We start from the raw sequence: 23,602 nt of genomic DNA on the forward strand, positions 1-23,602 counted from the left end.
TATGGCGCGATTACTCGGCCTTAATGGTGCCTTCGCCAAGTTTTCCGGCCAACTCGCCCGGATGCAGCTCGGCACCGATTTGCTTGTCTGCGGGCACGAAAACGCGCTCGCGGATGATGTTGTCTTCCGCCCAGTTGTACATGAAGATCGGCGCGCCCAGCGGGATATTGGCGAAACGCTTGTTGATGATCAGCGCCCCCGGATAGGCGGTCAGGCCCACCGCATTGACGTTTTCGGTGAAGGTTTTCTGATAATCCTTCATCGCATCGGCACGGGTGGCAGCGTCTTGCGTGCTGTTGAACGCGGTGATGTCGTCGACCAGTTTCTGCTCATAGGGCAGCAGATCCAGCTCGCCTTTGGCATTGGCATAGTGCCATGTGGCAGTGGCCGGGCCCGTTGGGGCAAGACGGCTAATGCCTTGCACAACCGAGACAAACTCTTGGTCGTTGCGGCGGATATACCAGTCGTGCTTGCCACCTTCGCGGGCGTTGTCATAGTCTTTGCCCGCAAGGCTGTTCAGCGTCACCTTGACACCCACATCCGCCATCATCGCCACCACGCCTTCGGCGACGTTCTTGTCAGTGGCGTAATCGGCATTGACCAGCAGGGTGACGTTCAGATCCTCGCCGCCGGGCAGGTTCACCACGCCATTGCCGTCGGTGTCTTCCAGCCCAGCCGCCTTTAACGCTTCTTTAGCGCTGTCCAGCGAGAACGGGTAAAACACGGTGGACGCCGGGTCGTAGTAGGAGGTCGATGTCAGCAAACCACCCGCATAAAGCGCGGTAAACGGACCTTTCACCAGACTGTCGCCGATGCGCTGGCGATCCACAGCATAGGTGACGGTTTTGCGGAAATCGAGGTTGCGGTTCAACTCGCGCACGGCTTGGGCGCGGGCATCGGGTTCACCCCAACCATTCGCCGACAGGTTGAAGAACAGCTGATAGCCAATCGAGCGCGGACCAAACGCCAGACGCGCCGGGCTGGAGGGATCGGCGGCTTTCTTCAGGCTTTCGACGAAGTTTTCCGGCTGTTCAAGGTTGGAAAAATCGCCAGTGCCCGCCACAGCCTGCACATCGCGGTCGCCCCATGTCGAGAGCCGATACTGCACCTCATCCAGATAGGGCAGCTGCTGGCCAGATTCGTCAACCTTCCAATAATAGGGGTTGCGGCGGGTGACGATGATGTCATCCGGGCGATGCTCTACCACAACCCAAGCCCCCATCACCGGGAAGTTCATCATATCGGCGGGGAAGGCGTCATGGAACGCGGCATAGCTTTTACCGCCATATTTCGGATGCTGCGGCTTCAGCACATGGCTCGGTCCGGGGCAGAAGTTGCCATAGGCCATCGCGTAAAGCACGGCTTCGGGGAAGGGCGTGGTGAAGTTCATCTTGAAGGTGTAGGCGTCGATAATGTCCAGCGTGGTGCCGACGCCATAGGTTTCCTGCGACGCCCCCATCAGTGGGGTGACTTCCGGGTCCATCACCACATCATTCCAATAGAAATCAATGTCTTCGGTGTCGAACGGGTCGCCGTCTGACCATTTTGCACCTTCAATCAGATGCACGGTCAGCGATTTGCCATCCTCGGCCCATTCCCATGATTTCGCAAGATTCGGCATCGGTTGCAGATCGGCGGCATTGACCTCAAACAGCGGCCCGGTGCGGGTCAGGCATTCGACCAGCGCAATATCAATGCCGCCCCAGCCATAGGTTTGCCCCGCCCAAAAGTTCCAGCCCTCAGGCCGGCCACCGATGACATGGCGCATCACATCGCCATAAACGCCGTTGCCGTCTGGCATGTTGGCGGTCTTGTAAACCATCGGTTCTTTCGGCAGCCGCTCGGCCACTGGCGGCAGCTTGCCCGCATCGACAAAGGCCTTGACCCAAGCCGGCTCGCTATACGCGGGCAGCGCCTTGAACTCGGCGATATCGCTGCGATTGACGTAAACAGGCTCGACCTGAGCGTCGAATTTCGGGGCGTCTGGCGGGGCGGTCGCGGCCATCATCTCGGCCTGCATCGCGGTCGCGGACACACCCAACAGTAGCGCCGCCAAAGCAGCGCGCCGGAGTGGATAGATCATCGTTCCTCCCTTGGCCGCGTTTGGCGGCCGGGTTTCTGTCTGGTTAAGATCGCGTTCTTGATTTTAAGCTTGCCCCAACCGCCGATTCCTCCCGAGGTTGGTGGCATCACTCTGCGGCATCAACGGGCTTTACAACAATATCGGATTGGCAGATTGTTTTCTGGTTTCCTAAGATCAGCCGGGAGGGGAAGCCATGAAGGACGCAACTACGGCACGATCCGGCATGGCGGTGCTCAGCCATGAGCGGCATTTCTACTCGACAAAACGCGCCTTTGGCCGCTTTGGCATCCGCATCTTTGATCCGGTTCTGATGACGCAGCCGCATTGGCACGGCCATATCGAGGCCAATTTCGCCACTGATTTTGAGATGGAATATCAGGTCGACGGGCAGGTGCTGACCCTGCCTGCTAACCGTCTGGTGGTGTTCTGGGCGGGGGTGCCGCATCAGTTGACCAAGATCACCAAGCTGCCGGGATATAGCCATAAATTATGTAATATTTACCTGCCGTTAGATGCGTTTCTGATCATGAACCACATCGCCGGATTGCAGGTGGCTTTACTGGGCGGCGGTATGATCGTACTGCCTGAATCGCTTTGTTCGGCAGAGCAGTTGAAGCGCTGGTATGCTGATTACCGCTCGGGGGATTTTGAGCGCGCCGAGGTGGTGAAGATGGAGCTGAACGCGCTGTTCCGCCGCGCGGCTTTGGGCGAGTTGACCTTCCTGCTGCCGCCGCAACATGATGCTTCCGGCGATCGCGCGCTAAGTTCGGCGCATATAAGACATGTGATCGCGATGGTGCGGCATGTTCTGGAAAATCTAGAAAAGCCGCTGCGCAATTCCGATATCACGGCGGTGACTGGCCTGCATGAGAATTACGCCTTGTCACTGTTCACCCAAGTGATGCGCGCGCCCTTGAAGCAGTTTGTGATCCGCATGCGGCTGATGCGGGCGCGGGCGCTGCTGGTGGAAAGCTCGCTTGCGATTGCGACGGTGGTGGAAGCTTCGGGGTTCTCCTCGATCAGCCAGTTTTACGCACAGTTCAAGGCGGGCTATGGTTTGTCGCCAGCGGCCCTGCGTGAGCAATATTTACGGATGGAGCTGCGCTAGGGGGCGATTTTTGCGCTTGCCAGAAACACCGCCCTTGCGCGCGGAATTTTAATGCGCTTTGGAGAGGATAGACCGCTGCGGAGGACATCTTGGAACATTTAGAGCACAGCTTAGGCGATCTGTTCAAAGACCTGCATCTGTCGGGGATTTGGCCGGATGAGAAGGCGATCTCCGATTCAATCTTGCTGTCGCCAGCACCGGAAATCCTGCGCGCCTATCATGCCGCAAAGGCGCGGGGTGCTGTCGATTTGAAAGCGTTTTATGCCGGTCATTTTCGCCCCGTGGCTGCCTTCGAGGCCGCCTATCACGCCGATCCCACGCATAGCCCCAAACAGCATCTGGCGGCGATCTGGCCGCATCTGATCCGACCCGCCGATGATCCAAACGAACGCTCCAGCCGCTTTGCTTTGCCGCATCCTTACGTTGTGGTCGGCGGGCGGTTCCAAGAGGCGTATTATTGGGACAGCTATTTCACCCAACTCGGCCTGCTGAAAACCGGACAAACCGCGTTGGTGCGCGATATGCTGGAGAATTTCGCCTATGCGATCAAGGAGATCGGCCATATCCCCAACGGCTTTCGCAGCTATTTCCTGACCCGCGCGCAGCCGCCATTCTTCGCGCAAATGGTGCAGGATTATGGCCGCGCCGTGGGCGATCTGCCTGCGGCTTACGCCCGCTATCTGCCTGCGATGCAACGCGAATACGGATATTTCATCCATAGCGACCACACGTATCAAAGCCTTGCACGTTACTGGGATGAAGCCGCGGGCCCGCGTATTGAGATGTATGGCACTGATCTGGAGGCGCAGCACAACGGCGTCGCCGACGGCTATTTTCGCAACCTGCGCGCGGCCTGCGAAAGTGGTTGGGATTTCTCGGCGCGCTGGCTGACCGATCCGCAGGATCTGACCACGATTCGCACCACCGATCTCTGGGCGGTGGATCTGAACTGCTTACTATTGCGCTATGAGGAAATCCTCGCCGAAGCCTCGGGCGACCACTCTTATGCCGCCGTTGCCGACCAGCGGCGCGGCGCAATCTCAAAGCGCTTTTACAGTGCCGAAACGGGCTATTTTCATGATGTACTGATCGCTGATGGCACACCGAATCTGCTGACCACCGCCGCAGGGATGTTTCCGCTTTACGCAGGGGCCGCAACTCAAGCCCAAGCCGAAACCGCTGCTCGTTGGATGGAAAACCATCTGCTGCGCGCTGGGGGATTGCTGACCTCCAACATCACCTCGGGCCAGCAATGGGATAGTCCGAACGGCTGGGCGCCCTTGCAATGGATCGCCGTGCAGGGTCTGCGGCGGTATGGCTTGGATGATCTGGCGGAAACGCTGCGCCTGCGCTGGCTTGCGACCTGCGATGCAGTGTTCCATGCCAGTGGTAAATTCGTTGAGAAATACAATGTGTTAGACCCGCTGGCACCCAGCACAGGCGGCGAATACGCGCTGCAGGACGGCTTTGGCTGGTCGAACGGGGTGTATCTCGATCTCGTGGATTAGCCTCAAAACTCGCTAACCTTATCTAAAAGTATCATCCTCTATGCTCAAATATCCCACGGGGTTTGCCATTGGTTCAAGAGACCAATGGCATGGGTATGTCAACCCTCCGGCTTGGTCGATGCAGTAAAGCTGCGCAAAACCTACTGCCCCCGGATCAGGGCCGAGAAATCCTGCCCGGCCTGCCACGTCTGCGCCAAAGCACTGATCGCCGCCAGCTTGCGACGCTGATCCATCGGCATATCGCCCGGCAGCCCACCCAATTCGTCAATATATTCCGGCAGTTGTCCCGAAAACAGCAACCGAGAGTCCAAGGGCATATCCGGCTTGATCACCTGCACCAGACTGTACACCGTCGAGGCGCAGTTGGCAGTGACTGTGTTGTAAAACACTGGGGCCGCGGCCAGTTGGTTGCCGAAAGCGATATAGCGCAGCAACAACGCGCGGCGTTGCGCGGCGTCAAGTTTGACCGGGAACAGATGCACATCTTCGCCCCGGAAATTGGTGCGAACCTTCACCACATCGGCCTCATCCGCTGCAATCAGCACCAGTTCAAACTGCCGGAAAAACCCGCCGATTGAGGAGAAACCCTCCCCCTTCTCTTTGCGAATCTCGACCGAGAAGGCGACGTGATTGCCGCCCTGAAAGCCAAAGCTGACGATCAGATGCGCGATGTTCGGGTCGCCCCAGGTTGAGGTGATCATATCGACGGTCTCAAGCTTGCTCAGATCGTAGCTGCGGCTTTCCCAACGCGCGCTCGCCTCGGCATCCGAAGTCCAGTCGAAATTGCGCACGTTGTTCAGCGTGACCTGATCGCCTTCGACCACACCCCACACCCCATGTGCGACATCCGGTGCCCAGTCGCGGACTTGCCTTGGATGGATGGTCATGTACCAACCAGCCACCGCCAAGGCCACAATCGCAAAGCCCAGCCAGCCCAAGCGGCGTTTTCCAAAGCGCAAGGTCAGCACTGCCGGCACGGCAAATCCCAAGGCCACCCAAGCGGCGATCTGCACCCAGCCGTGCAGTTGAATATAAAGCGCGGTCGCGGTCCAAGCCATGCCAAGCGCCAGCAGGAGAACAAAGCCAAGATGGCCAAGCCCGCGCCCAAAACGGCGCAGCGGGGTGAGGGGCTGGGGGGGCATCATTATCTCCAACAAAGCACTGTGTCTCGAAAGCGTGGGGTCGCGAAAGCACGAGGCCGCACCGATGGCGCGACCCCGGTTCACCTAATCTTAGCTGCGTGGCGTGTTAACTTCCATCAACAGACGCTCGGTGCGGGCCTCGTCGATCTTGTTGTGCAGGCGCTGCGATTCCTCGGCGTCGCGGATGGATTTGGTGATTGCGGCGGTGGAACTGACCAGCATCAGCGCGGCCATGGCATAAAAGCCCTTGGCGGCAAAGCTGGCCTCAAGGAAATAGATCCCGCCTGCCATCATCACGGCGGCGACGACGAAGTTAAGGTAGGTGAACATGGTCCAGGCGGACGAGGGTTTGGCGGCGAGCACGTCGTTCATTTTCTTAAACCTTTGAATGGGTTGAGGGGATGTCGGCGGCGCGCCTTACGCCGCGCGGGCCTTCAGGCGTTGAAGAACTGACGCCGCATCAGGGCGCAGGGGTGCGCCACAGCCCGCAGCGGCCAGACGGTTCTGCATCGCTTCGGCATTGGTCGAGGCGGAAAGCTCCAACATAGCGGCGCGGGCGGTGTCGAGGTTGGATTGGCGTTCTTGCAGGCGGGCGAGGGTGGCTTCGGCCTCAGTCAAGGTGGCGACGGCTGCTGCCCCATGCCGGCGCTGGGTGTGATCGGTGGCAATCGCAAGGCGTTGGCCGCGTTGCAGATCGCGCAAACGGGTCTCGGCATCAGCCAGAACGGCGCGAAGGTGGGCAATCTCGGCGTCATAGGTCGCCAAAGCGCGGGCGGTGGTGGCAGCCTCAGCCTCCAGTTGCGAAATTGCTCCTGCGGCTTCGGTCGCCAGATCGTCGCGGCTCTGCGCCAAGGCGTCCAATGCGCGGGTTTCCAGATCGGCGAGTTGCGCGCTGATGCGGGCCGAGGCTTTGCGTTCCCGCTCGGCATAGGCCATCACCATCGCCACAGCGCGGCGGGCGGCCTCGACACCATCGGCGCAATCGCGCAGCTGTTGGCGCAGGATCGGCAGCGCCAGCGTATCGGTCAAAGCGTCGGCCGCATCGGCGTTGCGACCGCGCAGCAGGGTGACAAACAGTTTGAACATTTCAATCTCCCTTGTTATGAACCGCGTTCATGAACTCTGTATGGCAGAAGCGTGAACGCCGTTCAAGAATATAATGAACATCGTTCATGAAACAATTGAGGGCGAAATGCGCAACAATCGCGAAGAACAGCGCGAAGGACTGAAGCAACGGCTGATCGACGCTGCCGAGGCCAGAATCGCTTTGGGTGGTCTGAACGGGCTGAAGGCGCGCGATGTGACGGCGGATGCGGGCTGTGCTTTGGGTGCGCTCTATACCGCGTTTGAGGATTTGGATCGGTTGATCCTGCAGGTGAACTCGCGAACCCTCGCACGGCTAGGGGTGGCGTTGCAGGCGGCGGTGGTGCCGGGGCATGGGCCGCGCGCGGTGATGGCCGAACTGGCGCAGGGTTATGTTGGCTTTGCCTTGCAGAACTTCCGGCTGTGGGCGGCTTTGTTCACCCATCGCTTGCCGGAAGGCATCGAGGCCCCGGATTGGCACCGGGATGAACATGCGGTGCTGATTGCGCAAATTATAGCGCCGCTGTCAAAGCTGCGCCCCGATCTGGCGGGGGCAGCCCTGCGCCAGCGCGCACTGACGGTGTTTGCCGCCGTGCATGGCGTGGTGATGCTGGCGCTGACTGCGCGCTTTGTCGCCACCCCGCGCGAGCAGTTGCCGGGCGAGGTCGCGGCTTTGGTCGAGGCGATGACGCGGGGGTTGGAGGGTCGGGGGCTGGAGGGTTAAACGCGCTTGGCCCGGATGGCATTGGCGATACCCGAGGTGCAGACCAGCGCCATGCCGACCAGGCTGATCGCATCCGGCGTATGGCCAAAGATCACCACGCCAAACCCTGCCGCCCAGACTAGATGCAGATAGTTCACCGGGGCGAGCAGCGAGGCCGGGGCTTCACGATAAGCGGCGGTGAATAGGAAATGCCCCAGCGTCGCCAGCACGCCCAAAGCTGCCATCCATGCCAGATCGGGGGCTGTGAAATGCAGCTGATCCAAGGATGTTAGCGAACCGATCCCGAAGAACACCGAACCCACCAGTGCGGTGTGAAACAGCATTGCCATCATGCTTTCATGGCCCGCCAGTTTGCGGGTCAGCAGCTGATAGCCGGTGGCAAGGCAGGCGTTCATCAGCGCGAAGGCTACACCCCAAGGGTCAAGACCGCCACCGGGGCGTAGGATCAGCAAAACGCCGGCAAAGCCAAGCGCAGCCCAGAGCCATCCCATCGGGCTGACCTTCTCGCCCAGCAATGGGATCGCCAGCAACATCACGGCAAAGGGGGACAGATAGACAATCGCCACCGTCTCGCCGACCGGCATCAGCCGCAGCGCAAGGCCCATGGTCAGCGAGGCCAGTGCAAGGCAAAACCCGCGCACAAACACCAGTTTGAAGTTTTGCACGCGCCAAAGCTGCGGCCCGATACGGGGATACAGGAACAGCAACAGTAAGCCCAGATTGACCAGATAGCGCACCGCAATCACCACCGGGATCGGGTGGTTTTGCGTCAACCTTTTGGTCAGCACATCAGCACTGGCAAAGGCCAGTGTCGCCAGCACCACCAGCAGAATGCCTTTCAGCGGGCGGGCAGGGCCTAAGCTGTTCACTCCTGCGCCTGCAAGATATGCCGCGCGGTGCGCAACGCCAAAGCCGCAACGGTCAGTGAGGGATTGGCCGCCGCAGACGTCGGCAGCACCGAGGCATCGACGATGAACAGGTTCGCCAGATCATGGCTACGGCAGAACGGGTTGACCACGCTTGTGCTAGGGTCCGCCCCCATCCGCGCCGTGCCGCATTGGTGGCTGGGGGTGCGTTTCTCAAAGGTCTTGGTCAGCACCAGCGGCCAGCCCGCCTTTTTCAGCACAGCTTTCAGCTTGGCGTTCAGCGCCACATGCGCCTGCCAGTTGGAGCGTTGCCATTTCAACACGATCTTGCCATCGCGCAGGAACACCCGGCTTTCGGGGTTCGGCAGGTCTTCCGACATCGTCATCAGATGCACCGAATGATCCGCCAGCCAGCGCGAGATTGGCAAAGGTAGGCCGGATTCCGCCGCCATGATCTCGCCGGTGATCCGCCCCAGCATTTGCACATTGCCCAGAGGCTCACCCTTCGGGCCACCCGTCAGATACCAGTCGTTCATCTGGATGGTCTTTTCATAGACCGAGCGGTTGCGGCGGAACGGGTTGACCCCCAGCACAGCAGTAATATTGTGGTTCATAAAGTTTCGCCCAACCTGATCCGAGCTATTTGCCAATCCAGTCGGATGCGAGCTGTCTGCCGAGGCCAAAAGCAAACAAGCCGATTTCACCGCGCCCGCGCACAGGCAGACAAGCGGGGCCGAAATTCGCAGCGTAGCACCGTCCTGTTCATATTCTACCGCTGTGATCTTGCCGGCCTCAGCGATCAAGCGCGTCACCTTCGCCTTGGTGATCAACGTCACATTCGGGTGTTTCAAGGCGGCGGCAAGCCCAATGGTCTCTGCATCGCTTTTGCCGCCACGGGTGTTGGGAAAGCCGTCAAAGGTCAGCGGGCCTCCTTTGAGCCACAGATCAATATCGACACCCAACGGCAGCGGTCCCGGATGTAAACCCAGCGCTTTCAGACGGTTGCACAAATTGAGCATATCGGGCTCATGCGGCACCGGCGGGAAAGGGTAGGGGCGGGAATGGTGCGGCTCGGTCGGATCTTCACCCATTCTGCCGCGCACTTCGTACATTTCCTCCGCCGCCTGATAGTCGGGCTCAAACTCATCATAAGACATCGGCCAGCCGGGAGCGGTGCCGCCCATGTGCCGCAGGGGTTGGAAATCTTCTGCGCGGTAGCGCATCAGCACCGCGCCATAGAATTTCGAATTGCCGCCGGGATAGTAGTAATTGTTCGGGGTAAACGTGCCGCCATCGGCATCATACCACGTCTCTTTTGGGCTGAAATGCCCCGAGCCAAACACCGCCCAAGGATCGCGTGCCTCGGGGCAATCGGCCAACCAATCGCCGCGCTCAAGGATCACAATCCGCTTGCCCGAGGGTGCCAAAGCCGCCGCCAGCGTCGCCCCGCCCATGCCAGAGCCGATGATCAAAATGTCAGGGGAAGTCATGCGGGCCTTGCCTTTGTTGCGGGACCGTGGACAAAAGCCCGATCCACCGAAACGGCAAGGGTTTGATCCACCCGCATCCGCGTGGTGACAAAGACGACAGCCCCACCGCGCACCGCGTCATCATAGCGAATGTGTCAGAGCTGCCAAGCAGCGTCACCCCAAATCGCCGATGGCTGGGAAAGGAAATCGAGATTTTCGGCTGTGAAAGACGATCGTTACCGCAAACACACAGGAAAATCCGTGGAAATCGCTGAAAACTCAGAAAAATCTATAGGCTGAATGAAGGAGATGCGCCGCGCTCCCACAGCATGAGATCGCGCATATGACCTCTGCATTCTGATAAAAGGCCTCGCCGCGCACTGCCTAACAAACAAGATTGCCCGCCCGGTGCTGCAACAAGGGGGGCAGGCGCACCGGGCATGGCGGTCTTGCGCCAACGCGCCTGGGGATAGACATGCGTTGGCAGGTCGTGGCTGATGATTGCGCAGATGCGCTGTCTCGGCACTGCTTCAGGTTGGTTTTTGACCGCAGGGCAGATATTTTTTAGCGCTTGGCCGTTGTGCCAAACTGAAACGACAGACGGCTACGCATGTGCCCCGCATCCTGCAATGACCGCACCCTCGGTGTTGCGGCGGCGCGCTGATCCAGATCAACGCGCTTCAGGTTCGGCTTAGCTATGCTGCCCAGAGTGCAACTTTCGTTTGCAGGAAAGATCCCGTGAAACCAACTCAGCCATCGTTTCGGTGCTGCCCGTCTGCCGCGCGGATGGTGGCGGTGGAACGTCTTGCGGTGTCGCAGTGGTGGGCGGATGTCTGATACCAAAACACCCAGCAGCGCAGCACTCAGCACGGGCGTCGACCTCGCGACGCCAAACACGGGCGGTCAGTTGACAGTGTCGCCGCAAAAGCCGCCGTCGCCGACGCTCAGCCCGAGGCAAACCCCCAAGCGGTGGATCTGGGCGGGTCTGGTGGCGCTTTTCCTCGTCGCGGCGACGCTTTGGTATGTTCAGCCTTGGGCGAGCAAGGGGCTGGCTGTGACCGTTGAGACGGCCACGCCTGCGCCGCTGATCTTGGTTCTGGCGGTGAACGGGCGATTGGCCCCGCAACATCTGGTCGCTGTGAAACCCACCGCTGCTGGCACGGTGACAGCGGTGCTGGTCGAGGCGGGTGCTGTCGTTCAGCAAGGCGAGATTCTGGCGCAGATGGATGCCTCGGGGCAGCAGGCGCAGGTGCGTCAGGCCATCGCGGGGTTGGATGCAGGCTTGGCCGCGCAAGCGCAAGCCGAGGCCAATCTTGCGCGGGCCGTGGCTTTGGGCGGCAACATCACCCGCACGGCGCTGGGCGATGCCAGAACAGCGCAGCAGACCGCCACGCAAGAGGTGGCCCGCCTGACGGCCTTGCTGGATCAGGCGCAGATCGGTCTTGAAAAATACACGATTGCGGCTCCGGTCGCGGGCAAAGTGTTAAGCCGGAACGCCGAAGTGGGGCAAGTCGTCGATGTCACAACCGCGTTGTTTTCCATAGCTGACCTTGGAAAGCTGGTAGTTGAGACTGATGTAGATGAGGGCTATGCCGCGCGCATCACTCTGGGCTTGCCCGCCGTCTTGCAGTTGAAGGGCGATAGCGCCAAGCGGGATGGCCGCGTCAGCTTTGTGGCGGCGCAGGTCGATGCGGCGACGGGTGGTCTGGCGGTGAAGATCGCCTTTGATGATCCGGTGGCGGCACCCGTCGGCCTGACAGTGACGGCGAATATCATCGTTGAGACGCAGGCGGCGGCAATCGCCGTGCCGCGCGCCGCAGTGATCACCGATGCCACGGGTGCGGCGGTGTTCGTCGCGGTGGCAGGCCGGGCCGTGCGACGGGAGGTCAGCGTGGTGGATTGGCCCGCAGACCGGGTGCAAGTGACCAGCGGGCTTGCGGCGGGCGATGTGGTCATCATCGATGCGACGGGACTTTTGGATGGGTTGGCGATCAGCGTGCCCGCCGCCGCCAAGGTCGATCCCTGATGCTTTACGCGCTCAAAATCGCTTTCCGCTATCTGTTGTCCAGCAAGGCGCAATCCGCGCTGTTGGTGCTGGGAGTCGCCTTGGGCGTGTTCATCTTTATCTTCATGAGCGCGTTGATCGGCGGTCTGGCGAACTTCATCCTTGCCAGCATCGCGGGCGATCTCAGCCATGTCAGCATTGTCGCCGAGGTTGAAGACCCGGTGCTTTTGCTGGATCAAAACTTGGGACACATCCTGCTCGCACAGGAAAAATCCGCCCTCCGGCAGGCATTTCTGCGCGACGCGGCGATTTATGTGCCGATGATTGCCGCCTTGCCGGGGGTGGTGGCGGTATCGCCCCAGATCACCGGCAGCGGTTTCATCACCCGAGGTGGCCAAGTGGCGCAGGTGGCAATCAACGGTGTCGAGCCGGGCAAGGAATCTGCGATTGTGCAACTGGACAGCTACATTGTCGCAGGCTCTGTCCGGCTTGGCACCGGGCTTACCATCATCGGGCAGACGCTGGCCGATGATCTTGATCTGACGGTGGGCGATACCATCCGGCTCGATTCAGCCCAAGGGGTCAACGCTCTGCTGACTGTATCGGGCATCTACAAGATCGGGCAGGGCGGCTTTGACCGTGCGACTGCCTATGTCAGCCTTGATACCGCCCGCACCCTGATGGCGCTGCCGCAGGGGGTGACGCGGATCGAGATCAAGCTTAGCGATCTGATGGCGGCGGATGCCACCGCGCTGCGGATCACCGCGATCACCGGCCTGAAGGCAAAGTCTTGGACCGAGCAAGGAGCGCAAGTGATGTCAGCGCTGCAGGCGCAGGGCCAGACCGGGCTGCTGTTGAAGACATTTGCCATGGTGTCGATCGTGATCGGCATCGCGTCGTCACTGTTGCTGTCGACCTATCGCCGCAAGGCCGAGATTGGCATCATGCGGGCGATGGGGGCCAGCCGTCGCTTCGTGGTGTTCGTTTTCGTCAGTCAGGGCGCGTTGGTAGGCTTGCTGGGCGGGCTGTTGGGTGCGGGGTTGGGCTATGTCGTGCTACAGGCGTTTCCGCCCCGCGATGCGGCCCACCCTTCTGTGATGCCGATTGATATCCACGAAGGCGCGTTCGGGTTGGCGGTGTTGTTGACCGTCACCATCGCCACCTTGGCTGCGATCCTGCCAGCACGCGCGGCGGCGCGGGTGGACCCTGTCACGGCCATCGGACAATGACCGAAGCCCTATTGCAGGTTGAGGGTTTGGTGAAAACCTTCGGCGCGGGTGAGGCCGAAACCCGTGTGCTGCGCGGCTTGTCGCTGCGGATGGACAAGGGCGAGTTGTCGGCTCTGCTCGGGCCGTCCGGCTCGGGCAAAAGCACGCTGTTGACCATTCTGGGCACGCTGATGCAACCGACATCGGGCAGCCACATGATGTTGGGGGTGGATCTGACCACGGCCAATGACCGCGCCCTGACCGATTTTCGCAACCGCCACATCGGCTTTGTGTTTCAGTTTCACAACCTGCTGCCTGACTTTACCGCGCTTGAGAACGTGATCTTTCCCACCGCCGTGCGCGAGGGCCGCGAAACCGCTGCGGCGCGGGCGCGGGGGCGGGATCTGCTGAGTCGGATGGGGCTGGCAGATCGGGTGGATTTTCCGTCAACCAACCTGTCAGGCGGCCAGAAACAACGTGTCGCCGTGGCGCGTGCGCTGATGAACTCCCCCGAACTGGTGCTGGCGGACGAGCCCACTGGCAATCTTGACCGAGCCTCTGCCATTCAGGTGATGGAGCTGATCGGCCAGATCAACCGCGATGAAGGCACCACCTTCCTGATCTCGACCCATGATGAGAAGATCGCGGCAACCTGCTGTCGGCAGATCGTGGTGGGCGAGGGCGTGGTGACGGGGTGACGGCCAGTGTCTTGCGTCAACACCTTCACGCCTGTTGATCATTGCGCGAACGTATAGGCCAACCGCGTGATCTTGCCGCGATAATACGGTTTCTCGCCCTGCGGGGTCTGCCAGATCACTACTCCCGTGACAGGCACTAGCATACCGTCTTGCCGCCGATACTCTGACATCCGGCAGTCCCACGGCATCATCACCACGCTCTTGCCCACCATGCCGCCGCGCGCGTCGGCATGGACCTCGGCCACCAGCCCATCCGCGCCAAACCGAAACAGCAGGGTCAGGCTGACCTCGCCATCGCTGATCGTGGCGCGGGCAGAGCTGTCATCCGCCGCCTGCCAGACCACACCCTGACTGGGCAAAAGTGCTGTCGGATACCAGACCGCTTCGGCGAAATACCGCATCAATTCGCCGCGCGCGATCTCGCCCTTGCCCCGCACTGCCCCCAAGGGAAACAACCCGAGGATCGCGGGGCGCAGCATGCCCTCGCCCGCGATATAGGCATCCACAACCCGGACCGCCACGGCAGGAAACATCAGGATCGTGGCGTCCCAGACAAAGCCGGGGCGGGCGGTGGTGACCTGCTGGCGGGCTGTGAACGGCTTCCACTGCGGGGTGACAAGGCTCAGGTTGAAGGTGCCGCTTTGGCTGAGGTCAACCGCGCGGATGATCGGCTGGCCGTGGCGCAGCGCCCGTTCAAAATAACGGTGCACTGGGGCGGGCAGGCCCACAATCTCTGCCGCATCGTAACGCGTGACCCCACCCTCCAGCCGCCTCGCACCCAGCGCTGCCACAAGCGCCCGCATCGCCGCCTTCCAGCGCCACGCGCCAAAAGCAGTCAGGCCCGCGTAGCTCAGCGTGAGCACGGCAAGGCTGACGGCAAACCATTTCAGGATATCCATGCGGTGTTCCTTTGCATCATGGTGTGGGCTTCCCACTTAGCGAGACCAAGAGGGCCGCAATACCAGACCACCCTTCTGTGCCGGACGCTCCACTGCCCGGTCGCAACAACACGGCATCAACTGACCTGCGCGCCGCATAGGGCATTACGGCCCCCCGCCCGAACCGCATCACCAGATCAGGCCTGCGCCCCGGCACACCGATCAGCGCTGCAAGCTCAGGTCGCAGAGCCGCCACCTCGACCGGCTGGTTCAGGAAAGCCTGTTTCAAACCCATCGCCGTCGCTTGCAAGGCAAAGCGCTGACAGACGCGGCCAGCCTGAACCCAGTGTTCTGCATCCTCTTTGGCCGCCACAAACACCGCCAGCCCGGCAGAGGAGGTGATCTTAGCCGTATTCGTCTTGTTCTCGGCCTCCGCCGTATAGGCCCAATCCAGCACCAACCGGCCCAGCCAATTAGGCATCACCGGATTGCCGCTGGTGGCACTGAACAGACCATCGCCTGGGTCCAAGGCATGGCGCGGAGTGAACCGCATCCACTGTTTCAACTCGGCCATGAAGGCCGGATCGGCGATCTGGGCAGTATTGCCTGTCGCTATCAGATCACCGAGTTGAGCCATCTGGCCGGGGTCCGTGATCAGGATCAGATCAACCCCCGGCATGCGGGCGGCCTCTGCCAGGCGGCTAAGCTCCGCCGGGCTCACGGCTGATCCATCATACATCCCCCGCGTCGATTGCCGCAGCGGGATGGCATCCGACAAGGCGGTGTCGGTCGTCGCTCCGGCAGCGTACGAAAAGCTGAGCGTACCGCCGGCGTCTCGATCAAACCGAACCTCGCCCTGCATCCCGCGTGAGGCGGCGGCGATGCACAGGTTTTCGGCGGCACAGCCCAGACTGACGAACAGGTGGTGATTGTCAGGGTCCACCACCGGTGTTGCGCGGGTAAGATCGGGCAGGAGGGTGATGCTGTTGCCCGCCGCCCGAAAATCCCAAGCTTGGGTGTTGTGGCTGTTGGCGGCCAAAGTGGCAAAGCGGATCAAATCCCGCGCCTCTGGATTGGCGGGCAGCGGCCTGCGCAGGGCGGTCACGGCGGCGGTATAGTCCGCCATCGAGCCGATCTGACGCAGGCCAAACCCCGCAGCGCCTGCTCCGGCAATCAGGGTCGCGCCGCCCGCGATCAGGAGATTGCGCCGCTTTAGCATTGATTGGTTTAGCATGGACGGCCTTCCTGTGCCGTGTTGCGATGACCTGCATCGCGGCGTTGATCAAGATCAGGCAACGGGGCGATCCGCAGAAAGCGGCGGTGCCCTGCGCGCGGCTCCGCTGATCAGGGCCGCGTGCCGCCAGATCGGCTTTAGCATTTCCAAGATCAGCAAAACCAGCACCCCCGCACCTAAGGGCACCACCAGCCACTGCGGCTCTAGCGCGCCAAAGCTGAACAGATCGCGGGCAGGGGCCCAGAACACCGTCACCGCCAGCAGCACCGCCACGATCAGCAAAGCCACCGCCAACGCGCGGTTGGGTCGGGTGATCGCAGTGACAATGGATGATGAAATCGAGCGGTTGACGAAGATCAGCGCCACCACGCAGAGCACAAGCGCATGAAAGCTCAAGGCGCGCACCTGATCGGTATCGAAGCCATAATTTGGGGCAAGAAACAGGATCGTGGTGACAATCCCCAGCACCAATGTGCCTTGCAGCAGGCCCCACAGAATTGTCGGCGGCGAAAACAGCGGCTCGGCCACCGGGCGGGGTGGGCGGGTCATCACGTTATCTTCCTCGGTTTCCGCCTCGAACACCAAGGAACACACCGGGTCGATGACCATTTCCAGAAAGGCGATATGCACCGGGCCGAACAGCAGCGGCATGCCGAATGCCAGCGGGATCAGGGCTAGGCCCGCAATCGGCACATGCACCGCCAGAATGAACGCCATCGCCTTGCGCAGGTTGTCATAAATCCGCCGCCCCAGCCGCACCGTGGTGACGATGGCGCCGAAATCATCGTCGAGCAGCACGATCGCCGCAGCCTCCCGCGCCACATCAGTGCCCCGTCCGCCCATCGCAACGCCAATATCGGCGGCTTTCAGCGAGGGCGCATCATTCACCCCGTCACCCGTCATCGCCACAATCGCGCCACTGGCCTGCAACGCGCGCACAATGCGCAGCTTTTGCTCTGGCTGGATGCGGGCGAAAACGGTGGCGGTCTGTATGGCCATGGCGAGATCGGTGTCGGTCATCGCGACGAGTGCGGTGCCGTCAATCACCGTATCCCCACCAATCCCCGCAGCTTGCGCAATCGCGAGTGCGGTGGCCGGGTAATCTCCGGTGATCATGATCACTTTGATCCCTGCTGATTTGCATTGCGCAACGGCTGCGGGGGCCGAAACCCGCAACGGGTCGGCAAGCCCGACAAGCCCCAGAAAGCGAAAGTTGAAATCATGCTGATCGGCAGGCAGGTTTGGGCCTGCAAAGCCCGCCTCCGCCACGCCGAGGATGCGCAGGCCTTTGCCGGCCATGCTGTTCACGGCCTGCATCATCGCTTGCCGCGCTGTCGCCGACAGATGGCAGAGATCAGCAATCGCCTCGGGCGCGCCCTTGGCGGCGACCATGTGGCTGCCCTTGCCATCAGCACGGTCCCACACTTGCGACATTGCCAGCAGTTTGGCCGACAGCGGATAGGATCGGATCAGCGTGCGGCCCTCGCCGGGCAGAGTCTCGCCCTTGCGCAGATCCCTTGATGCGAGACTGTGAAACGCCTTTTCCATCGGGTCATGCGGCTGCGGTGACGAGGCCATCACCCCCGCCGCCGCCAGTTCGCGAAAGGCATCTGGCACAGGGTCAGGCCCGATCAGAAACGCTTGGCCCTCTGGCAGATGCAGCGCCGTCAGCGTCATGCGGTTTTCGGTCAGCGTGCCGGTCTTGTCGGTGCACAGCACCGAGGCCGCCCCGAGCGATTCAATCGCCGAGGCCCGGCGTGTCAGCACCCGCGCCTTGGAAATCCGCCATGCCCCCATCGCCATGAACACCGCCAGCACCATCGGAAATTCTTCCGGCAACATCGCCATGCCGACCGCAATCCCCGCCAGAACCCCGTCCAACCAATCGCCGCGCTGCCAGCCGTACAGCGCCACGACCAACAGCGCCACCGCCCCGCCGATCAGTGCAAAGGCCAGCACCAAGCGCCGCGTCTGGCGTTGCAAATGCGGCGTGCCGCTTTCCAACCGGTCCAGCGCCGTGCCGATCTTGCCGATTTCGCTCGCAGCACCCGTTGCGGTGATCTCGGCCAGCCCCTGACCCCGCACGATCAACGTGCCGGAGAACACCAGCGGTTGATCCTCGCCGCCCGGACGGGCGGTGGCCCCCGCAGCGCCCACCGCCTTGCGCACCGGCACCGCCTCCCCCGTCAGCAGGGATTCGTCCGCTGACAAGTCTGCTGCCTGCAACAGCCGCGCATCGGCGGGCACTCGGTCGCCCTCGGCCAACACGATCAGATCGCCGCGCACCACATCGGTGCCCGCGATGCGCAGCCGTTCGCCACCGCGTATCACCAGCGCGCGCGGGCTGGTCAGATCGCGCAGCGCATCGAGCACACGTTCCGTGCGCGCCTCTTGCACGACGGTGATGGTGATCGACATGCAGGCGAAGGCCAGCAGGATCAGCGCCTCGGCCCGGCTGCCCAGCAACAGATAGACTACGCCGCCGCCCAGCAGCAGCGCCAGCATCGGTTCGCGCAGCACATTCAGGATGATGCGCAACGGCGCGCGGCGCTTGGCGCGGGGCAGGGCGTTGGCTCCTTCGGCGGTCAGGCGAGTGGCGGCCTCAACCGGGGAAAGCCCTGACAAAGCGGCGGGGTTTGGCAAAGTCGCGGGGCTCGGCAGGGCGCTGTCCATAGATCGTCTCCGCGAAGGGCGGCCACCGACGCGTCGGACATGGGCGGCATCGCGGCGAGCCATGCGCGTTTTTTGCAGGCCACGCATTGATCTGCATCAGGGCGGGCCGGGATCAGCGGCCCTATGGCTCAAAGCAGCGTCAAGGCGGGCCAGTTGGCGCTGCGCGGCGCGCGAAAGGGGCGACCTCATGCCACTGACATCTGATCCTGCACCCGTTCCAGCGCCGCCCGCCACGGGCTTCCGCTTTCCCTCTGCCTTCACCATCCTATTCGCGCTGATCATTCTGGTGGCGGCGCTGACTTGGATCATCCCGGCGGGGCAATATGCCCGCGTCGCTTCCGAGGCTTTGGGCAAGGATGTGCCCGTGGCGGGCACATATGCGCTCACGGAGGCAAATCCGCAGGGCGTGTTTGATGTGATCCTCGCTCCCATCGCCGGGTTTTACGACCCCGACAGCTATGCGGCCAACGCCATCGACGTGTCGCTGTTCGTGCTGATCATCGGTGGCTTCATCGGCGTGGTCACAGCCACTGGAGCGATAGATGCAGGCATCGCGCGGGCCATGATCAAGCTCAAGGGCCGCGAGAACTGGATGATCCCGTTCCTGATGGCACTGTTTGCGCTGGGCGGCACCACCTATGGCATGGCCGAGGAGACACTGGCGTTTTACGTCCTGCTGATCCCGGTGATGATTGCGGCGGGCTATGACGCCGTAGTGGCGGTGGCGGTGATCCTGCTGGGCGCGGGGGTTGGCGTGCTCGGCTCCACCATCAACGCATTCTCGACAGTGATTGCGTCGGATGCGGCGGGGGTGACCTTTGCCGATGGCCTGGCGCTGCGGCTGATCATCCTAGGGCTGTGCTGGCTGGTCACTGTGGCGTTCGTGATGCGCTATGCTGCACGGGTGAAGGCGGACCCATCCAAGTCATTGGTCTATGACAAAAAGGCCGCGAACGAGGCGCATTTTCTGGGCGGCAAGGCCGCAGCGGGAACCGCGTTCACCGGGCTTCATCAGATAGCCCTGATCCTGTTCGCGCTGACCTTTGCAGTGATGATCTGGGGCGTCTCCAGCCAAGGCTGGTGGATGGCGCAGATGTCAGGCCTGTTCCTGATCGCCGCCATCCTGATCGGCCTGATCGCCCGTCTCGGCGAAGCTCGGCTGGTTGAGGCGTTTCTGAACGGCGCGCGGGACCTGCTGGGCGTGGCGTTGATCATCGGGCTTGCGCGCGGTATCGTGGTGGTGATGGATGCAGGCCATATCACCGATACCATCCTGCACGCGGCGGAAACCACGGTGGCCGGGTTGCCAAAGGTCGCCTTCATCAATGTGATCTACTGGATCGAGGTCGGCATGTCGTTCCTTGTGCCCTCCACCTCGGGCCTCGCCGTGCTGTCGATGCCGATCCTTGCCCCGGTCGCCGATTTCGCGGGTGTGAAACGCGACTTAGTGGTGACAGCCTTCGCCACCGGCAGCGGCATCGTCAACCTGATCACCCCCACATCCGCCGTCGTCATGGGCGGCCTCGCCATCGGCCGGGTGCCCTATGAACGCTGGCTGCGCTTCATCGCACCGCTGCTGCTCGCCCTGACCGTGATCATCATGGCGGCGCTCAGCCTCGCCGTCGTTATAGCATAGGAAACCGCATGGCACTCACCTACGGCGTTCATTCCGAAGCCGGCCCGTTGCGCCGCGTCATGGTGCATCGTCCGGGCACCGAGATGGCGCGGCTGACCCCGGAAAACCGCGAGGAACTGCTGTTCGACGATGTGATCTGGGTGAAACAGGCGCGGGTCGAACATATGACCTTCTGCGATGTATTGCGTGAGCGCGGCGTCGATGTGGTCTTTCTGCGCGCCCTGCTGACCGAAACCTTGCGCGATATGGAAGCCCGCAGATGGCTGCTGTCGGCGCGGATCAATGACAATACCGTCGGCGTCGGTCTGTCGGAGGATCTGTTCGCCTGCCTGATGGAAATGGAGGCGGATGCGCTGTCGTCGATCCTGATCGGCGGCATGAACCGCGCTGAATTGCCGATCCCGCGCGCAGGCGTGCTGATCCCGATGCTGCGGCCGCAGGATTTCGTGCTGGCCCCACTGCCGAACCATATCTTCACCCGTGACACCACCTGTTGGATTTACGGCGGCGTCACGCTGAACCCGATGCACTGGGCGGCGCGGCGGCTGGAGACGCTGAACCTAGCCGCCATCTACAGGTTCCACCCGGATTTCAAGGATGCGGGCTTTCCGATGTGGTGGGGCGATCCGCTGTTGGATCACGGCCCGGCTACGTTGGAGGGCGGTGATGTGATGCCGATCGGCAATGGCGTGGTGCTGATCGGCATGGGCGAACGCAGCACGCCGCAGGCGGTGGGGCAGGTGGCGCAGGCCTTGTTTGCGCAGGGGGCGGCGAGCCGGGTGATTGCCTGCCAGTTTCCGCGCAGCCGATCTGCGATGCATCTGGATACGGTGTTCAGCTTCTGCGACCGCGATCTGGTGACGGTGTTTGCCGAAGTCACCGATGCGATCCAGAGCTATTCCCTGCGCCCCGGCAAGGCGGGCAAGATCGACGTCACCGAGGAAACCCAACCGTTTCTGGCCGTGGTGGCCGAGGCTTTGGCTCTGAAATCCCTCCGCTCTGTGCCGACAGGCGGCGATTCGTATGAGTCGCAGCGTGAACAATGGGATGATGCCAACAACCTGCTCTGCCTCAGCCCCGGCGTGGTGGTCGGCTATGAACGCAACACCCATTCCAACACTCTGCTGCGCAAGGCGGGCGTCGAAGTGATCACCATTCCTGGGGCCGAATTGGGTCGGGGCAGGGGAGGCTCGCATTGCATGACCTGCCCGCTGATCCGCGACGCGGTATAGGAGGAAAACATGCCCGAAAACCTGCATGGTCGCAGCTTTCTGAAGCTGCTGGATTTTACCCCCAGCGAGATTCGCCACCTGTTGCAGCTTGCCGCCAGTCTCAAGGCGGCGAAGGCGGCGGGCACCGAACAGCCACGGCTTCGCGGCAAAAACATCGCGCTGATCTTTGAGAAAGACAGTACCCGCACCCGCTCAGGCTTCGAGGTCGCGGCCTATGATCAGGGCGCGCATGTCAGCTATATCGGCCCCTCTGGCAGCCATATCGGCCATAAGGAAAGTATGAAAGACACCGCCCGCGTGCTGGGCCGGTTCTATGATGGCATCGAATATCGTGGCTTTGCGCAAAACGATGCCGAAACCCTCGCCGCATTTTCCGGCGTGCCGGTTTACAACGGGCTGACCGATGATTTCCACCCGACGCAGGTGCTGGCCGATCTGATGACGATGCATGAATTCACCCATAAGCATCTGTCGGATATCAGCTTTTGCTTCATGGGCGATGTCGGCGGCAATATGGCGGCGTCTTTGATGGTGGGGGCGGCGCTGATCGGGATGGATATCCGGCTTTGCGGACCGCACAGCCTGTGGCCGGACAAAGCGCTGCTGGAACAGTGCGAAGCCATCGCCAAAACCAACGGCGGGCAGATCACCCTGACCGAGGATGTGGCGCAGGCGGTCAAGCACTGCGATTTCATCTACACCGACGTTTGGGTCTCGATGGGCGAGCCGGATACGGTCTGGGCCGAGCGGATCAAACTGCTCACACCTTACCGCGTCACCGCCGCCGTGATGGCCGCCACTGGCAATCTGCACAGCAAATTCATGCACTGCCTGCCCGCGTTTCACAACCGCGATACCGAGGTGGGTGAGGCGACGTTCCAAGCCCATGGCATCGACTGTATGGAAGTGACGGACGAGGTGTTCGAATCGCGCGCCTCGGTGGTGTTCGATCAGGCGGAAAACCGGATGCATACGATCAAGGCGGTGCTGGTCGCCACGTTGGGATAGTAAGATTGGCCCAATAAAATTGGAAGGAACCTGAAAATGCGCATCGTTGTAGCTCTTGGTGGCAATGCCCTGCTGAAACACGGCGAGCCGATGACCTATCAGGCGCAGCGCACCAACGTGCGGATCGCGGCACTGGCTTTGGCGGATCTGGCAAAGGATCACCAGATCATTGTGGCGCATGGCAACGGCCCGCAAGTGGGCCTGCTGGCTCTGCAGGCGGCCTCTTACGCACCGCAAGCTCTGTGGCCGCTGGATGTGCTGGGGGCGGAAACCGAAGGCATGATCGGCTATCTGATCGAGCAAGAACTGATGAACGCCCTGCCTGCGGGGGTGGAATGTGCGACCTTGCTCACGCGGGTCGAAGTCGACCGCGCGGACCCTGCCTTTGATCAGCCGACCAAACCGATCGGGCCGATCTATACTGCGAAAGAAGGCAAGCTGATCAAAGCCGAACATCTATGGTCGATGGTGGCAGACCCGAAAGGTGGTCTACGCCGCGTGGTGCCATCGCCGCTGCCGCAGCGGATTTTGGGGCTGGCGGCGATTAAGCTGCTCGTCGAGGCGGGTGTCTGCGTGATTTGCGCGGGCGGCGGCGGTATTCCAGTGGTCCGCAATGATACAGCTGGGATGGAAGGCGTCGAAGCGGTGATCGACAAAGACCGCACCGCCGCTTTGTTGGCGCAAGAGTTGAAGGCCGATGCCCTGCTGATGCTGACCGATGTGGTCGCGGTGATGCGCGACTGGGGCACCAAGGCGGAGGCCGCGATCCGCACGATCACCCCCGACGCGCTGGACAAGATGAACTTTGCGCCCGGTTCGATGGCCCCGAAAGTCGCCGCTGCCTGTGCCTTTGTGCGGTCGGGCGGCGCAATGGCCGGGATCGGCACCTTGCAAGATGCTCGCGCCATTCTGGAAGGCCGGGCTGGCACCCGGATCACGACAGTTTCACCGATAACCCGCGCAAGCGCCAAGGATGCAACACACCAGCAGCCCGCAGACCAACCTGGATCAGTGCGGGCATAGGCCGCTTGCGCGACACCTGTTCAA

General features: G+C 61.8%; 19 protein-coding genes. 10 read left to right on the forward strand and 9 right to left on the reverse strand.

Annotated elements, in window-relative coordinates:
* Positions 1–10: 10 nt before the first annotated feature.
* Complete coding sequence (locus AKV04_RS23060) at positions 11–2,083, reverse strand: ABC transporter substrate-binding protein (protein ID WP_054008757.1); 2,073 nt, start codon at positions 2,081–2,083, stop codon at positions 11–13.
* Between the two features lie 193 nt (positions 2,084–2,276).
* On the opposite strand from AKV04_RS23060, the gene AKV04_RS23065 reads away from it, so the two are divergent.
* Both AKV04_RS23065 and AKV04_RS23070 read left to right on the forward strand, forming a co-directional pair.
* Entirely contained in the window at positions 2,277–3,191 is a 915-nt protein-coding gene (locus AKV04_RS23065) for a helix-turn-helix domain-containing protein (protein ID WP_082351813.1), read from the forward strand.
* 89 nt (positions 3,192–3,280) lie between these two features.
* Positions 3,281–4,699 carry a trehalase family glycosidase gene (locus AKV04_RS23070; RefSeq protein ID WP_054008759.1) on the forward strand — a complete coding sequence of 473 codons (1,419 nt, stop codon included), beginning with the start codon at positions 3,281–3,283 and terminating at the stop codon, positions 4,697–4,699.
* 140 nt (positions 4,700–4,839) lie between these two features.
* On the opposite strand, the gene AKV04_RS23075 is transcribed toward AKV04_RS23070, so the two are convergent.
* The 3 genes from AKV04_RS23075 to AKV04_RS23085 all read right to left on the reverse strand — a co-directional run bounded on the left by AKV04_RS23075 (position 4,840) and on the right by AKV04_RS23085 (position 6,927).
* Entirely contained in the window at positions 4,840–5,841 is a 1,002-nt protein-coding gene (locus AKV04_RS23075) for an Lnb N-terminal periplasmic domain-containing protein (RefSeq protein WP_054008821.1), read from the reverse strand.
* Positions 5,842–5,931: 90 nt separating this feature from the next.
* Positions 5,932–6,213 (reverse strand): YiaA/YiaB family inner membrane protein, encoded by a 282-nt coding sequence (locus AKV04_RS23080; protein ID WP_054008760.1) that lies wholly within the window; start codon positions 6,211–6,213, stop codon positions 5,932–5,934.
* Positions 6,214–6,258: 45 nt separating this feature from the next.
* Positions 6,259–6,927: a PspA/IM30 family protein gene (locus AKV04_RS23085; protein ID WP_054008761.1), complete on the reverse strand. Its 669-nt coding sequence runs from the start codon at positions 6,925–6,927 to the stop codon at positions 6,259–6,261.
* Positions 6,928–7,033: 106 nt separating this feature from the next.
* On the opposite strand from AKV04_RS23085, the gene AKV04_RS23090 reads away from it, so the two are divergent.
* Complete coding sequence (locus AKV04_RS23090) at positions 7,034–7,648, forward strand: TetR/AcrR family transcriptional regulator (protein WP_054008822.1); 615 nt, start codon at positions 7,034–7,036, stop codon at positions 7,646–7,648.
* Here the strand turns inward: AKV04_RS23090 and AKV04_RS23095 are convergent.
* Both AKV04_RS23095 and AKV04_RS23100 read right to left on the reverse strand, forming a co-directional pair.
* A complete protein-coding gene (locus AKV04_RS23095) occupies positions 7,645–8,517 on the reverse strand; it encodes a DMT family transporter (RefSeq protein ID WP_054008762.1) in 873 nt (290 codons plus the stop codon). The two genes, AKV04_RS23090 and AKV04_RS23095, sit on opposite strands and share 4 nt — an antisense overlap.
* The gene (locus AKV04_RS23100; protein WP_054008763.1) at positions 8,514–10,004 is read right to left on the reverse strand and encodes a GMC oxidoreductase; all 1,491 of its coding nucleotides are present in this window, start codon (positions 10,002–10,004) and stop codon (positions 8,514–8,516) included. The genes AKV04_RS23095 and AKV04_RS23100 overlap by 4 nt, the downstream gene beginning before the upstream one ends.
* An 808-nt stretch (positions 10,005–10,812) precedes the next feature.
* Here AKV04_RS23100 and AKV04_RS23105 point away from each other — a divergent pair.
* Genes AKV04_RS23105 through AKV04_RS23115 form a run of 3 tightly spaced genes read left to right on the forward strand, consistent with a single transcriptional unit; the run spans position 10,813 to position 13,894 of the window.
* Positions 10,813–12,009 carry an efflux RND transporter periplasmic adaptor subunit gene (locus AKV04_RS23105; protein ID WP_054008764.1) on the forward strand — a complete coding sequence of 399 codons (1,197 nt, stop codon included), beginning with the start codon at positions 10,813–10,815 and terminating at the stop codon, positions 12,007–12,009.
* Positions 12,009–13,217 (forward strand): ABC transporter permease, encoded by a 1,209-nt coding sequence (locus AKV04_RS23110; protein WP_054008765.1) that lies wholly within the window; start codon positions 12,009–12,011, stop codon positions 13,215–13,217. The genes AKV04_RS23105 and AKV04_RS23110 overlap by 1 nt, the downstream gene beginning before the upstream one ends.
* Positions 13,214–13,894, forward strand: coding sequence for an ABC transporter ATP-binding protein (locus tag AKV04_RS23115; RefSeq protein ID WP_054008766.1), 681 nt, complete (start codon positions 13,214–13,216; stop codon positions 13,892–13,894). The genes AKV04_RS23110 and AKV04_RS23115 overlap by 4 nt, the downstream gene beginning before the upstream one ends.
* A 38-nt stretch (positions 13,895–13,932) precedes the next feature.
* Here AKV04_RS23115 and AKV04_RS23120 read toward each other — a convergent pair whose 3' ends face one another.
* The 3 genes from AKV04_RS23120 to AKV04_RS23130 are packed head-to-tail and all read right to left on the reverse strand — an operon-like array spanning position 13,933 to position 18,679.
* Entirely contained in the window at positions 13,933–14,793 is an 861-nt protein-coding gene (locus tag AKV04_RS23120; protein ID WP_054008767.1) for a DUF6920 family protein, read from the reverse strand.
* Between the two features lie 16 nt (positions 14,794–14,809).
* Positions 14,810–16,006, reverse strand: a complete 1,197-nt coding sequence (locus AKV04_RS23125; RefSeq protein WP_202905673.1) for an Acg family FMN-binding oxidoreductase — start codon at positions 16,004–16,006, stop codon at positions 14,810–14,812.
* A gap of 54 nt (positions 16,007–16,060) precedes the next feature.
* Entirely contained in the window at positions 16,061–18,679 is a 2,619-nt protein-coding gene (locus AKV04_RS23130; protein ID WP_054008768.1) for a cation-translocating P-type ATPase, read from the reverse strand.
* Positions 18,680–18,866: 187 nt separating this feature from the next.
* On the opposite strand from AKV04_RS23130, the gene AKV04_RS23135 reads away from it, so the two are divergent.
* From AKV04_RS23135 to arcC, 4 genes are read left to right on the forward strand one after another with little or no spacing between them, the layout of a single operon-like run.
* Positions 18,867–20,315, forward strand: coding sequence for a YfcC family protein (locus AKV04_RS23135; RefSeq protein WP_054008769.1), 1,449 nt, complete (start codon positions 18,867–18,869; stop codon positions 20,313–20,315).
* 8 nt (positions 20,316–20,323) lie between these two features.
* Positions 20,324–21,547: an arginine deiminase gene (locus AKV04_RS23140; RefSeq protein WP_054008770.1), complete on the forward strand. Its 1,224-nt coding sequence runs from the start codon at positions 20,324–20,326 to the stop codon at positions 21,545–21,547.
* Positions 21,548–21,556: 9 nt separating this feature from the next.
* Positions 21,557–22,555, forward strand: a complete 999-nt coding sequence (gene argF / locus AKV04_RS23145; RefSeq protein ID WP_054008771.1) for an ornithine carbamoyltransferase — start codon at positions 21,557–21,559, stop codon at positions 22,553–22,555.
* A 36-nt stretch (positions 22,556–22,591) separates the two neighbouring features.
* Positions 22,592–23,578 carry a carbamate kinase gene (gene arcC / locus AKV04_RS23150; protein ID WP_054008772.1) on the forward strand — a complete coding sequence of 329 codons (987 nt, stop codon included), beginning with the start codon at positions 22,592–22,594 and terminating at the stop codon, positions 23,576–23,578.
* The last annotated feature ends 24 nt before the right edge of the window (positions 23,579–23,602 follow it).

Source organism: Cypionkella psychrotolerans, assembly GCF_001294535.1.
Lineage (GTDB): Bacteria > Pseudomonadota > Alphaproteobacteria > Rhodobacterales > Rhodobacteraceae > Cypionkella > Cypionkella psychrotolerans.

Coding starts and splice junctions, on each gene's coding strand:
- AKV04_RS23060 (WP_054008757.1), bottom strand. CDS start 2,083: ATGATCTATCCACTCCGGCGCGCTGCTTTGGCGGCGCTACTGTTGGGT.
- AKV04_RS23065 (WP_082351813.1), top strand. CDS start 2,277: ATGAAGGACGCAACTACGGCACGATCCGGCATGGCGGTGCTCAGCCAT.
- AKV04_RS23075 (WP_054008821.1), bottom strand. CDS start 5,841: ATGCCCCCCCAGCCCCTCACCCCGCTGCGCCGTTTTGGGCGCGGGCTT.
- AKV04_RS23080 (WP_054008760.1), bottom strand. CDS start 6,213: ATGAACGACGTGCTCGCCGCCAAACCCTCGTCCGCCTGGACCATGTTC.
- AKV04_RS23085 (WP_054008761.1), bottom strand. CDS start 6,927: ATGTTCAAACTGTTTGTCACCCTGCTGCGCGGTCGCAACGCCGATGCG.
- AKV04_RS23090 (WP_054008822.1), top strand. CDS start 7,034: ATGCGCAACAATCGCGAAGAACAGCGCGAAGGACTGAAGCAACGGCTG.
- AKV04_RS23100 (WP_054008763.1), bottom strand. CDS start 10,004: ATGACTTCCCCTGACATTTTGATCATCGGCTCTGGCATGGGCGGGGCG.
- AKV04_RS23105 (WP_054008764.1), top strand. CDS start 10,813: ATGTCTGATACCAAAACACCCAGCAGCGCAGCACTCAGCACGGGCGTC.
- AKV04_RS23110 (WP_054008765.1), top strand. CDS start 12,009: ATGCTTTACGCGCTCAAAATCGCTTTCCGCTATCTGTTGTCCAGCAAG.
- AKV04_RS23115 (WP_054008766.1), top strand. CDS start 13,214: ATGACCGAAGCCCTATTGCAGGTTGAGGGTTTGGTGAAAACCTTCGGC.
- AKV04_RS23120 (WP_054008767.1), bottom strand. CDS start 14,793: ATGGATATCCTGAAATGGTTTGCCGTCAGCCTTGCCGTGCTCACGCTG.
- AKV04_RS23125 (WP_202905673.1), bottom strand. CDS start 16,006: ATGCTAAACCAATCAATGCTAAAGCGGCGCAATCTCCTGATCGCGGGC.
- AKV04_RS23130 (WP_054008768.1), bottom strand. CDS start 18,679: ATGGACAGCGCCCTGCCGAGCCCCGCGACTTTGCCAAACCCCGCCGCT.
- AKV04_RS23135 (WP_054008769.1), top strand. CDS start 18,867: ATGCCACTGACATCTGATCCTGCACCCGTTCCAGCGCCGCCCGCCACG.
- AKV04_RS23140 (WP_054008770.1), top strand. CDS start 20,324: ATGGCACTCACCTACGGCGTTCATTCCGAAGCCGGCCCGTTGCGCCGC.
- argF (WP_054008771.1), top strand. CDS start 21,557: ATGCCCGAAAACCTGCATGGTCGCAGCTTTCTGAAGCTGCTGGATTTT.
- arcC (WP_054008772.1), top strand. CDS start 22,592: ATGCGCATCGTTGTAGCTCTTGGTGGCAATGCCCTGCTGAAACACGGC.